We start from the raw sequence: 13,226 nt of genomic DNA, 5'->3' as shown, positions 1-13,226 counted from the left end.
TCTCACCCAATGAAAGGAGATGATGATGGAAAGAATTCAACCGGGCGTAACTTTAACAGAAAGTATCATTGCTACAGGTCAGCAAGAAATACCTGGCGCAGTGCCGGTATTTATCGGCTATACAGCCCACAATTCACAACAAGCAAAAACCGCAGTTCGTATCGACAATCTGGTGGAATATAGTCGGCTCTTTGGTGATAATCATCTGATGGCATGGGCGGTCAGACACTATTTCGATAATGGCGGGAAACAGGCTTTTGTTTTGCCGCTGCAAGGCAATATGCCCTCAGCAAACATGACCCAGGCAGAAGCCGAAGCACTGATAACAGCATTAGGGTCTGATGCGGTGTCAGAAGCTATCGGTGGGGAATCACAGATTACCCTGATTTTGGCACCGGATATTGCCCGACTGAATGACAGTGACATTGATGATCAACACACTTTGATCAAGTTGTGGTCTGAAAGCTGGATGGCACTACTGAAATTGAGCCAGATCCGCGCCAATCTCTTTGTGCTGCTGGATGCGCCGGATGAGGTTGAACAGGCCCGGCAATGTCTGGAAGGTCTCTCATCAGAGCTTCGCCAATGGGGAGCCGCTTATTGGCCTCGTCTGGAAACCACTTATCAGGATATATCCAGCCTGCAAAATATCGTGCTCTCTCCCACCGCCGCGATTGCGGCAGTTATCCAGCACACAGATAGTGCAATTGGCGTGTGGAAAGCACCAGCCAATATAGCCCTCTCTCAGGTTATTCGGCCGGGTAAGTCTTATCTGCAAGGGAGTGTGCTGTTTAACGCCAATGGCGCTTCACTCAATGTGATCCGCACTTTCCCCGGCAAAGGCATACGTGTGTGGGGGTGCCGCACACTGGAAAACAGAGATAGCTCGCCGTGGCGTTACCTGCAAACACGACGTCTGGTTTCTTATGTCACTGTTCATTTGGCGCAATTGGCCCGTATGTACCTCTTTGAGCCTAATAACGAGCTGACGTGGATGAAATGTAAGGGGCAAAGTTACAACTGGTTACGGCAACTGTGGTTACAGGGCGGCTTGTATGGCTCGCGGGAAGATGAGGCATTTACTGTGTTGTTAGGCGTAAATGAAACGATGACTGAAGAGGATATCTGTGCCGGGAAAATGATCATGAAAGTTGCTTTGGCCGTCTTGTCTCCTGCTGAATTTATCGAAATCAGTTTGGTATTTGATACCCAAACGGGAGCGCTTTTGTCTTAAGAAGGAAAGAGCACAATGAACGATTATTACACCCCTGTGGTATCCCACCGCTTTATGGCGAGTTTTATTTTTAATGGTATTCCTGATCCGCTGGATATCCGTTTTCAACGTATTTCTGGTCTGAGTCGTGAACTTCAAGTCACTCAACACAGTCAAGGCGGCGAGAACGCCCGCAATAACTATCTGGCCGAGAAGATCCAACACGGCACATTAACGCTGGAGCGTGGTGTGATGACGGTTTCTCCTTTGACCTGGATGTTTGATCGGGTATTGCGCGGTGAAAAAATCGCCTATGCAGATGTGGTGATTATGCTGTTAAACGAAAATTCACTGCCTTTGTCCAGTTGGACGTTAAGTAACGCTTTACCGGTACGCTGGCAAACCAGTGACTTTGATGCGAACAGTAACGCCATCTTGGTGAATACCCTTGAACTGCGCTATCAGGATATGTGCTGGTTGGGAGTCAAAGTATGACAGTAGAAATCAGAGAATTAATTATTCAGGCAAAAGTGGTTTCATCCGCACCAACACTACCAACACAAACGAATGAATCCGCTCAACAAGGCCATTCTTTGATTCAGGAAAGTCTGGATGAAGCCATTTGGGTTGAAAAAATTAAACGCGAAGTGTTAGCGGCATTACGCGATGAGGAAGGGTGGCGTCCATGAGTTTAATAGAACGTGGTTTAGCGAAGCTGACCATTAACGCTTATAAAGACCGGGAAGGAAAAATACGGGCAGGCACCCTTCAGGCCCTATATAACCCCGATTCCTTGCAACTGGATTATCAAACGGATTATCAACAATCCCAGGCGATTAATAGCGAAAAACAGAGCAGCATTTACGTACAGGCCAAGCCCGCAGGGTTATCCCTTGAACTGATCTTTGACGCCACGATGCCGGGCAACAAAACTCCTGTTGAAGCTCAGCTAATGCAGCTTAAGCAATTGTGCAGCGTGGATGCCACCAGTAATGAAACGCGATTCCTGCAAATTAAATGGGGAAAAATGCGTTGGGAAAACCGCGGCTATTTTGCCGGCAGAGCGAAAGGCTTATCGGTCAATTACACCTTGTTTGATCGTGATGCTACCCCTTTGCGGGCGCGGGTCATCCTGACATTGGTGGCGGATGAAAGTCTGGTCTTACAGGAGACAGAACAAAACCTGAAATCACCGGCGAAAATCGCCTTACGGGTACAGGATGGTGTTTCGCTGTCTCTGATGGCGGCCAGCACAGCCTCAACGCTGTCTGGCGGTGTCGATTACCTGACGCTGGCCTGGCAAAACGGTCTGGATAATCTTAACGGATTTGTACCGGGGGAAATATTGCAGGCCACCAGAGGAGACGCCTGATGAGCCATCAACTGAAAATCATTGCAGATGGCAAGGTGCTGTCACTGTTGGCTGCCGTTGATGCAGATACCTACTACCGCGTTAACAGCATCCCTTGTGCAACGCTGAAACTCAGCTTACCAGACAGACCGCTTTCCGCTTTCAGTCAGGCAGATGTACAAGCAGAACTGGCGCATTGTCAGGTGGGGAAAACTCTGCGGCTGGAAATGATTGAGAGTGGCAGGAAATCGGTACTGTTCAATGGCCTGATTACCCGTAACACGTTGAAGATAAAAAATAAACAATTATTGCTTACTTTGGTCGTCAGACATCGGTTGCAACTGATGGTTGATACTCAGCACTCACAACTGTTTAAGGCCAGTAACGAAAAAACCATTCTGAACACCTTATTGAATCAGGCAGGTATCAAAGCGCATTTTGGACGGATTGCTGCATTAGATCAAAAACATGAGCAAATGGTGCAATTTCGTTGTTCAGACTGGCGTTTTCTGTTGTGTCGTCTATCGGCAACCGGTGTGTGGTTGTTGCCAACGACAGAAGGCGTTCAGCTTGCCGAGCCTGACTCCCTGAAATCTAACCCAATCCATACCCTGAAAAGCCGCGGGGATGAGAAAAAAGATATCATCGTCAAAGATGCCAGTTGGCAGTTTGATAACCATCTTAATCCCGCTTCGCTGGAAGTCAGTGGTTGGGATATCAGCAAACAACAGGAATTATCGGGTGGTCGCCACGGCAGTGTTGCCGTGGGTAAAGCCGCCCTCTCCCCTGACAGGCTGGCCTCTTTAAATAAAGCAAGTTGGGACATTCGCTACAGCAGCCCGTTAACGACTCAGGAAAGTGGCTATTTGGCACAGGGGCTATTGTTGAATCAGCGTATCTCTGGTGTTACAGGTGAATTCTTGCTCAAAGGTCATGGACGTTATCAGTTAGGGGACAACATTCAATTAACCGGATTCGGTGCACAATTGGATGGAACGGCAAGCATTACTGCGGTTCGCCATCGTTTTAACCGACGAATTGATTGGGAAACGACGTTGAGCATTGGCTTACAACAGGAACACCTGCCGATGTTGCCCGATGCCACTGAACTCCATATTGCGACAGTCGCAAAGTATCAGCAAGACAAAGCCGCCCTGAACCGCATTCCGATTATTCTGCCGGTATTGAATCGTCCGAATGACTTCTTATGGGCCCGATTGGGGAAACCTTACGCCAGCCACGAAAGCGGTTTTTGTTTCTACCCGGAACCAGGGGATGAAGTGATTGTCGGCTTTTTTGAAAATGATCCACGTTATCCGGTCATTCTGGGGGCAATGCACAACCCGAAAAATAAAGCACCTTTAGAGCCTACCCAAGATAATCAAGAAAAAATGCTGGTGGTGAAAAAAGGAGAAATTCAACAACACATCATGATTAATAGCAAAAAGAAAATAATCCAAATGAATGCGGGAGAAAATCAAATAGCCCTCCAGCAGGATAAAGATATTTCTCTGTCAACGAAAAAAGAATTAACACTGAAAGCACAAACCATGAATGCCCAAATGGATAAATCGCTCAATCTGTCTGGCAAAAACAGTGTTGAGATCAAGGGTGGCAAAATTAATCTTACCCAGTGAAAGGTGAACAATGGAAAACCAAATACTGACACAACTCTATGGTCGAGGTTGGGCTTTTCCTCCCGCTTTTTCCCTTGAAAAGGGGGTGGAAATGGCGGAAGGAGCAGCAGATGTGCGCCAAAGTTTGCACATTCTGTTCAAAACTGATCCGGGGGAACGTCTGATGCGTGAAAATTATGGCTGCGGATTAAATGATTTTGCATTTGAAAATATCCGTAACGAACTGTTTGCTGAAATTGAGTCCCATATTCATGACAGCGTATTACGTTATGAATCACGGGCAGATATTACCGATATTCAGGTTCGTCAGTCACCAAAGAATCAGAGTACCTTACAAATTCAAGTCATGTATCGCCTGCGGGGCAGCGATATCAATCAGCAAATCCAAGCAACATTGCCGCTGAGTGAAGGCCGGGGAATGGAGGTGGTATGAGTGAAGCTATTGTAACAGATGGTGACATACTACAGTTTGAACCCAACTTTGGGAATCGACAGGTGGATATTCCCGGCCCAATTAAAATCAAAGGTACAGGCCATGCGAAAATAAATGGCAGGAAAGTTTGCGTTCTGGGAGATGAGAGTTCAGTGCGTGTTACGGCAAAATATACCACACCAATATATACAATACCGGGAACAGGAACCATTACCATCAGTGCATTGGATGCCAGCCAACAAGCCCCTAACTGTACCAGTAATGGCCCCCTAATTCTCAAAGGGAAAAAGTTTACAGCCAAGTTTGAGCCTAGTGAATCGGCCAAAACTAATAATAGTAATATTCAGCCGCCAACGGATATTTTAACGCCTTCATCTAGTACAGGCAGTTTTAATACCCAACAAAACTTTGCCACCGTCAATTAAGACATTGGCTGAATTAAAAAGAAATTAAACAGAGTGAATAAACCTTTATTCACAGAGGAATCGCTGTGCCATACAGGTGATATTATGGAATTAACTGAGTTAAATAAAAAATTGTCAGACTTGGTGCCAATGAGCGATTTTAAATTAGATAATCGAACCAGTCTGCAATTACTCGAATATATTGAAAAGTACACGAAAAAAATTCCCTTCAATCAGGGCAATAACCATTGGAATGACTTTTTCTTTATGGCAAATAATACGCCGGAGAAACTTGCCGAATTATATCAGGGAAAAATCGAAGCCAATGGGGAGTTATTACCTCATCAAGCGTTTCTGTTAGCGGTATTACGATTACTGGAAACGCCAATATCCTTATTGAATACCTTACCGGCGGCGCATCGCAATCTTTATTACCGGGAACTTTTAGGGTTATCTCCTCGTCCGGCCCAACCGGATCAAGTTGCCTTATCTGTAGAACTGAATACCACAGTCACAGAACAATCGCTCACAAAAGGCACTTTATTTGAAGCAGGACAGGATGAACAAGGCAATGCCCTGCAATATGCGCTGGATGCCAGTTTGCTGGCAAACCGTGGCTATATCAGTGACCTGTACTGGTTACGCAATAAAGATAAACAGCATTGGGTGACTGCGACACCCTGGGATTCACAAGCACAGTTATCATTGCCATCTGATGGAATTCGGTTATTCAGTGAAACGGATACGGATAAATCTGTGTTGGGTGGCGTATTAGTGACTTCTGCACAACTGGTGATGGAAGAAGGAACGAGAAAGATAGCGGTTACTTTTGATAAAGATATTAATAGCCAAAATCTGGTGGCTCAAATCAGTAGTGGAAACCAGTGGCTAATCTTGACTGCTGAGGGAAAGGGAAAAGAGGTTACACTAACGCTTTCAGATAAAGAGCCAGCAATCAGTGCGCCAGAGGATCTGGATGATTTTGTTTTCAGTGAGCCAGTGCTCAGGCTACAGGGAAAAAATAGCCAACCACTGCCTACAGTAACCGCACTAAAGGTGCAAGAAGCAACTATAGATAAAGCGTCATTCAAGACATTTCACTTAACTCCCTTTGGTTATAGCCCTGAAATTGAACCATTGGAAGAGAACCCCACGTTATACCTTGGTATCACTGACGTCAAACTGGGACAAACCTTATCGCTGTATTGGAAATTAAAATCGCCACAGCAACCCGAAAACATTTCCTGGTATTACCTGAATAGTAAGAATCAATGGGTTGCATTAGATGCGTGGGTTAAAGATGAAACCAAGTCCCTGTATCAAGATGGCATCTGGCAAGTTGTATTGCCTGTGGATGCTTCTGCTAAAGAAATTACCCAGATGCCAACCGGACGCTACTGGTTAAAGGCCGTCATGGTTATCCCCACACACAAAGGTTCATGGGGAAAGACGCCCTGGTTATGCGGCCTGATCTATAACGCCATGACAGCGACATTGACGAATGCCGATAGCATCAGCAACAGCCATTTCTTAACACCATTACCGGCAGGTACTATTCAGCGTCCCGTTGAACCCATCATGGTGGTGGCGTCGATTAACCAGCCCTGGGCATCATGGAACGGACGTGTGCCAGAATCCAACAGTGCCTTTTTTGCACGGGGAGCCCAACACCTGTCCCACCGTAACCGGGCCTTAACCTGGGGCAATATGGCGACACTGTTAAAAGAGCATTATGTCAGTATCTTTGATGTTAAGTATCCCGGTCATGATGAACTCACGCGAGTCCCCGCACTGAAAAAACAGCAACTGACGATTATTCCGGCCAATCGATATAACGACAGTGATGACCCTTTGCGTCCGGTGCTAAATCCGGCACGTCTGCAAGAAATGGCCGAATGGTTACAGCAAAAAGGCTCTCCCTGGGCTGAGATTGAGATCAGTAATCCTCAATACATTGATGTAAAAATCAATTATCAGGTTATTTTTAAACCAGACGTTAATGAAGATTTTGGCTATCGCCAGCTACGACAGCAACTCAGTAAGATATATATGCCCTGGAGTGTCGATGAGCAACGTCCTGTTATGTTGAATAACAGCATTAATTATTACCAGTTATTGGCAACCATTCAGCAACAGCCACTGGTTGAGCGGGTCACTTGTCTGACGCTGTGTCGGTCAAAGGCGGCTAAAGACAGTGATATCACCGCATCCGTAGAAGCCAAAGACAATGAAGTGCTGATTTTAGTCTGGGAAGCCGAAGACAAGCGGCAATGCCGAGGAAATTAACTATGAGTGATAAAGATGTACTGTTTCACAAAGTGAAAGACGCTATTCACTTTGATCCCTTGCTGGAACAGGCTCATCAGGTGGTTGAGCAACAGGCCGGAAAACTGTGGAGTGACACAGAAGAACACGATCCCGGCATCACTTTTTTGGAAGGACTCAGCTACGGTGTGTCAGATTTGTCTTACCGTCATACTCTTCCTTTAACAGACTTATTGACCCCGCTCCTCAATGAGCAGAAACAGCAAGACGGGATTTTTCCCGCTGAATTTGGCCCGCACAATACACTGACTTGCGGACCCATCACCACTGATGATTACCGCAAGGCATTGCTGGATCTGCATAGCCGTGACTGGACAAAATCAGAACAGGAAGGGGATTTTCTGTTCCGTAACGTGCAATTAGTCCGTGAACCGACAACGCAACGTTATACCTATTGGTATGATGCCAGCAAAAGGGAATATAGCTTTGTCGAGCGTAAAGAGGCGAAAAAATTTACGTTGCGGGGGAATTACTGTCTTTATCTGGAACCGACTCGCTATAGTCAGGAGAATTTGGCGACTGCCACCCAACAATTAACCGATTTTTTGACCAAGAACCGCAATATTGGTGAATGGGTTAGTCAGATTATCTGGACAAATCCGGTTGATTTTCCGCTATTACTGGATATTGAACTGGATGATGATGTAAAGGTACAAGATATCCCAGTTATTTTTGCTGCCGTCTACAGCACAGCAGAACAGTATCTGATGCCTGGGGCGCAGCGTTTCAGTACCGAAACATTACAAGATGCGGGAATGAGTAATGGTGAAATCTTTGAAGGGCCACGATTAGAACACGGCTGGATACCTGAATTGCCGGCAGCCCGTGATTATACCAAGCGGCTCACGCTCAATCTTAGCCGGCTGGTGAATAAACTGCTTAAGATTAAGGGGATTCAGAATGTAATTCGCCTTCGGCTGGATGACAGTTTCAATAAAACCCTGATTGAACCGATTAAAGGGGATAGCTGGTCATGGTCAATAAAAGAAGGCTACTACCCTCGTTTGTGGGGTAAAGATCCGATTCATCAATTGGCGCAACATGATGGCCCACTGAGGGTGATTGCCAAAGGCGGGATCAGCGTTACGGTGAATGAACAACAAATTCGGAACCGTTTACCCAAGTCCCCCTTGATTCAGAATAAACCCGTGGTATTACCTTATGGGCGGCATCGCGATGTGGGGCGCTATTATCCCGTCAGCGATATGTTGCCTGCCTGCTATGAGTTACAACAACCCTTATCCGAAAGTGAGCACGCCCAACGCCTGTTGTCACTTCATCAATTTATGCTGCCATTTGAACAATTGCTGGCTTGCGGCTGTCAGCAAATTGCCATGCTGCCAAAATTATTAGCTTTTAAGCGTGAAGGATACGAAGTTTGGGGCGATCAATGGCCGTTTAAGCCAGGCTCTGTCAATGATGATGCCCACCAAAATTACGCTCACGAATTAAAGGAAGTACTAAAAGAGCTTGCACACAATAACGATCACGAATTGGATATTGTCAATTATCTGCTCGGATACTTTGGCACTCAGCGGGCACCACGTACCTTTACCACCAACATCAATGAATTTCGCGCCGTGCAACAAGGTTATCTGGCTCAACAACCGACATTAACTTATCACCGAGCCAATATTCGGATTGATCAAGTTTCGTCACTACAAAAGCGCATTGCTGCCCGTATGGGGTTAGGGGGTGAATTATTTAAACCAAAGCCTGACCTGAGCAAACTGCCTTTTTATCTGATAGAACATCGGGCATTGCTGCCAGTCAAACCCAACAGCCAGTTTGATGAAGAGCAGCAGCCAGATTCGGTGAGAGAAGAAAGGGACAATCAAACTGATCAATATTACTTGGTGATTAAACAAGCCGGTATTGATGGAAAACTGATACAGGGTCAGGTGATTGATTTAATTCTCTATGAAGGCGCACAGAACGAAAACCGATTTACCGTGCGTGGTCAAATGATCACTAAAATCGCAGGGGATCAGTTTTGGCTGGACGTGAGCAACAGTACTCAACTGGAATACAATCTGGAACGAGTCATGACCGCCGCCAAAGGGAAAAAACTCGTCTGGCAAAATAGCCCGGTATGGATGGAAGATATGAACTACCGGCTGGCCTATGATCGTGATCAATCCTCATTGCCTGAAAACCAGCGGCGCCTGACCCGCACAGCACAAACCCCTTTCCCGGCCCTGATTGCTGTAGGTAATGAAATTACCCTGAGCAAACAGTTGGGGGGAGTGGGTTTGGAGCAAGAATCTTCTGACGAATCAGAAAAATTGTATGCAAAAGTTATCAGCTTTGATCGTATCAAGGGAACTTTGGTTATTGAGCGTCAGAAACATTCTACATTGGCATTCCCTGCCGCAGAAGAAGCCTGGCGGTACAGTTGGCATTTTTCGGGTAAAGAATATGAAAGTACGGATCGTTTCTCATTTGTGATTAGTGTTGTGGTAAATAGTGATTTAATTAAATCACGTGAGCTCAAAGTTGATCCATATCAATTGGAAGAGTGGGTTAAGGAAACCATTCTCACCGAATTCCCTGCTCATATTTCCATGATTATTCACTGGATGGATCGGGAGCCATTTTTAAACTTCGGCAATACGTATCAACGTTGGCAAAATAATGGCGCACCATTAGGGGATGCCGCTTATTCGATTCTGGAAAGTTTGACACTGGGTAAATTACCTTCCCCTTTCAAAGGAATAGGATCAATGCGCATTGCCACACCACATCAGAGAGAGGAAGTTGTTGGTAAGAGTGGTGAACAATGGAATACCAATAGAATAAAACAAAACGAATTATTCTATATTCCGAAAGAGAAAGAACAAAAAAACAATTAGCGATTAATCAAAATTTTAAATTAAAAATATTTTATGGAGTTAACCATGAAAGAAATTCGTTATTCTGCAAAAATACAAGAACAACAAACATTGTCTGACGCAAAAGGTGTTGGACCTGATATTGATAAATTAAAAGATAAGTTTAAAGAAGGCAGTATTCCCTTACAAACCGATTTCAATCAATTAATTGATATTGCTGATATTGGGCGTAAAGCGACTGGACAGGCTCCCAATCAAAAGGGCCCGGCAAAAGGAATGCGTTTGGGCGAAGATGGGCTTTTACAGTTAAAATTAAGTGAGAATGATGAAAGTTATGTCGATGGACGTCATAGCCCTTTAATATTGCATGAAGATGTATTGGTTGTAGGTGTAGGCAATGGTTTAATGACTTATCAAGGGGCACATGAAATAGGTGTTGTTCCAGGAGATGGTCTTAAGATAGATGGTGATAAGGTTGCAGTGAAACTGGCTGATAATAAAGGTTTGGTTGTTGATAGCAATGGTATTGCCATAAAACCTGGTAATGGGATGAAGTTTAGTTCAGATGGTGCATTATCAGTGGGTTCGGCTGATTCGACTATTAAAGTTGATGGTTCAGGAATAAAAGTTTCTACTGGTTGGGGAGTTAAAGTTGGTGGTGAAGGTTTGGATGTAAACATCCGTACGGATGGAGGTATTGGTAATGGTTCGTCAGGAATTTATGTTAAACCTGGTAACGGTATTAAGATAGATGCTGATCGCGTTGCTATCGATCCTAACACGGTATTGCCAAAAGGCATGATTATGATGTTTTCTGGAAAAGATATTCCAGTAGGGTGGGCATTGTGTGATGGTTCTAAGGGAACACCTGATCTTATCAATAGATTTATTATGGGAGGTACAATACAAAATATACATGGTAAATCTTCGAATACATTTTCCGGCGATAAGAACAGTAAAAGATTTACGTTCACATCGGAAAGCCAAAGCGTTCGTATATCAGGAAGAACAGATGGGCATAGATTAACCGCTGAGCAAAATGGTAGTCATTACCATGTGCAAGGAGAAACTTACATACATTCTGAATTTTGTCATGATGGAAGCCTTAAAAAAGGTGAAACCGTTTATGTCTCTGGTGGAAATACTGGTACTTCATCTATTACTTATGCTCCATATACATATAATTCTGGGAAAGGCGATCCACATTCTCATGGTATCGACTTGACCAGCGGTGAACATAGTCATAATAACAGTGTCACTGTACCATATTATATTCTGGCTTTTATTATGAAGCTCTAATGATTTTTTAATTTATATTAGTAGCAATGGGTTTTAGTAAATACTCATTGCTAATTTATATAGCTTATTATATTTGTGGAGTGGAGTTAAGTTAGCTGATGTCTTTATTAGAAAAAGAAAAGAATAGCATTATCCACAAAACTATCATCTCCATTGAGTCAGCAGATTATTATGGTGAAAAGGTAATGGATAAATGCTCGTCATTATTTAATGATAATCTATCCTTCATTATAAAAGAAAATATCAAAGCATTAGAATTAAACAGAAATAAGAAATTATCTTTAGAAAAGATATCCGTGGATTTAGGTAATATTGATATTAATGCATTTGAAACAGAAATCCCCATAAGGTTAAATTCTGAGTTAAGAAAAATTCTGCAAAAATATTATCATTCTTATGAGTATACTCCGTGGAAGGAGAAAGGGGCTTACCCGTTATCAATGTATAAACTCGTGGATAAATATATAGATAGATCAGTAAATGATATTTCCTACCCAATGTCTACTGACATTCTATTGATAGAAAAAGTAGACCATTACTTACGTAAGGGAAACTGGTTATCTGATAACGACAATCATCACGTCACAAATATTGTGAATATTGATAATAAATTATGGCAACAAGTTAACCACCAGCCACAACAATGGCTACCTATGTTAGCCAAACACTGCTTACAGCCTGCGGGGCTAAGTCGCTTAATGCAACTGTGCCAGCCAGACATTCTTGCTATGCTTTGTCAGTTATTCACTGAAACAGCAACCTCTGAATTTATTCATTCGCAAGCGCAGGTAATTACAGATAAAAAAGTGACACCAGAAAAATTAAGTTTAGCGGCGGAGTATTATCTGCAACATCAGATGAAATATCCCCATGCCACACAACAAGCAATTACATTACAAACTAAAATCAAGCAAACACCCACGGTAAATATTACCCAGAATGAGAGCCATCTATTAAAACAAACTCACAATAAAGCCGATATACAGGCAGATGCAATCTCCCCACTTGCACTCCAGCACAGGCAAACACACCATCAGCCAGCAGCCACACAACAGCATTATGGTCTGATAAAGGCGACAGTAAAACAAAGTCATCTAACCTTACAAAATAGAGAGCGACACAGGGAATCACTAAAATCGGTTTTATCAGCGCAAATACCTTCCACGCAACCGAGTAATAGAATTCAAACGTCATCGGCACAATCCGTTTTACCTATCAGCAACGCCGGTTGCATAATTTTGTGGCCGTTATTGCCCGCATTTTTCCGTGCCTTTGGTTTACTGGAAAAGAATCAATTTATCAGCCTTGAAGCACAAAGAGAGGCCGTTTGTTTACTTGACTGGCTGATTTGGGCGGAAGAAGAAATACCCGCATGGCGGTTGACGCTCAATAAGGTGCTTTGTGGAGTACCCATTCATGATAACGCGCTATGGCATACCCCAAAACCAGAACAACAAATTGCCATCAACCAATGGCTGGAAAAAACCATCGTGCAACTTCCGGCCTGGAAAAAAATGGGTGCAAATGATGTGCGGCACTTATTTCTGCAACGTTGTGGGGAATTAAGTGAATTAAACGGTATGACGAATATTCATATTAAACCCGAAGTGTATGATGCACTGATAAGCCAATGGCCGTGGCCAATGAATATAGCGAGCTTTAGTTGGTTGCAGCACCCTGTCACCATAACGTGGTTATCACCATCAAATACCGTCAATTAGTCTGAGCAACAA

The 13,226-nt window shown here is 44.0% G+C and carries 11 protein-coding genes; all 11 read left to right on the top strand.

Annotation, left to right across the window (positions count from 1 at the left end):
* The first annotated feature begins 25 nt into the window (after positions 1-25).
* The 11 genes from Xind_RS05975 (at position 26) to Xind_RS05925 (ending at position 13,214) form a co-directional block, all read left to right on the top strand.
* Positions 26-1,234 carry a phage tail sheath family protein gene (locus tag Xind_RS05975; RefSeq protein WP_187649657.1) on the top strand — a complete coding sequence of 403 codons (1,209 nt, stop codon included), beginning with the start codon at positions 26-28 and terminating at the stop codon, positions 1,232-1,234.
* Between the two features lie 15 nt (positions 1,235-1,249).
* Positions 1,250-1,708, top strand: coding sequence for a phage tail protein (locus tag Xind_RS05970; protein WP_047684491.1), 459 nt, complete (start codon positions 1,250-1,252; stop codon positions 1,706-1,708).
* Positions 1,705-1,902 carry a DUF5908 family protein gene (locus Xind_RS05965; RefSeq protein ID WP_047684494.1) on the top strand — a complete coding sequence of 66 codons (198 nt, stop codon included), beginning with the start codon at positions 1,705-1,707 and terminating at the stop codon, positions 1,900-1,902. The genes Xind_RS05970 and Xind_RS05965 overlap by 4 nt, the downstream gene beginning before the upstream one ends.
* Positions 1,899-2,585, top strand: coding sequence for a CIS tube protein (locus tag Xind_RS05960; protein ID WP_047684497.1), 687 nt, complete (start codon positions 1,899-1,901; stop codon positions 2,583-2,585). The genes Xind_RS05965 and Xind_RS05960 overlap by 4 nt, the downstream gene beginning before the upstream one ends.
* Entirely contained in the window at positions 2,585-4,201 is a 1,617-nt protein-coding gene (locus tag Xind_RS05955) for a phage baseplate assembly protein V (RefSeq protein WP_187649656.1), read from the top strand. The genes Xind_RS05960 and Xind_RS05955 overlap by 1 nt, the downstream gene beginning before the upstream one ends.
* A gap of 10 nt (positions 4,202-4,211) precedes the next feature.
* Entirely contained in the window at positions 4,212-4,634 is a 423-nt protein-coding gene (locus Xind_RS05950; RefSeq protein ID WP_187649655.1) for a GPW/gp25 family protein, read from the top strand.
* Positions 4,631-5,059, top strand: coding sequence for a hypothetical protein (locus tag Xind_RS05945; RefSeq protein WP_187649654.1), 429 nt, complete (start codon positions 4,631-4,633; stop codon positions 5,057-5,059). Before Xind_RS05950 ends, Xind_RS05945 begins: the two co-directional genes overlap by 4 nt.
* A gap of 84 nt (positions 5,060-5,143) precedes the next feature.
* On the top strand, positions 5,144-7,324 hold the full coding sequence (locus Xind_RS05940) for a hypothetical protein (RefSeq protein ID WP_187649653.1): 2,181 nt from the start codon (positions 5,144-5,146) through the stop codon (positions 7,322-7,324).
* A gap of 2 nt (positions 7,325-7,326) precedes the next feature.
* Positions 7,327-10,215, top strand: a complete 2,889-nt coding sequence (locus Xind_RS05935; RefSeq protein ID WP_187649652.1) for a hypothetical protein — start codon at positions 7,327-7,329, stop codon at positions 10,213-10,215.
* A 45-nt stretch (positions 10,216-10,260) separates the two neighbouring features.
* Entirely contained in the window at positions 10,261-11,493 is a 1,233-nt protein-coding gene (locus Xind_RS20105; protein WP_222941739.1) for a tail fiber protein, read from the top strand.
* A 98-nt stretch (positions 11,494-11,591) separates the two neighbouring features.
* Entirely contained in the window at positions 11,592-13,214 is a 1,623-nt protein-coding gene (locus tag Xind_RS05925; RefSeq protein WP_187649651.1) for a contractile injection system tape measure protein, read from the top strand.
* The last annotated feature ends 12 nt before the right edge of the window (positions 13,215-13,226 follow it).

The sequence above is a fragment of the Xenorhabdus indica genome (assembly GCF_014467235.1).
Taxonomy (GTDB): domain Bacteria; phylum Pseudomonadota; class Gammaproteobacteria; order Enterobacterales; family Enterobacteriaceae; genus Xenorhabdus; species Xenorhabdus indica.
The sequence above is the reverse complement of the archived record's forward strand: the minus strand, read 5'-3'. Positions and strand labels throughout refer to the sequence as shown.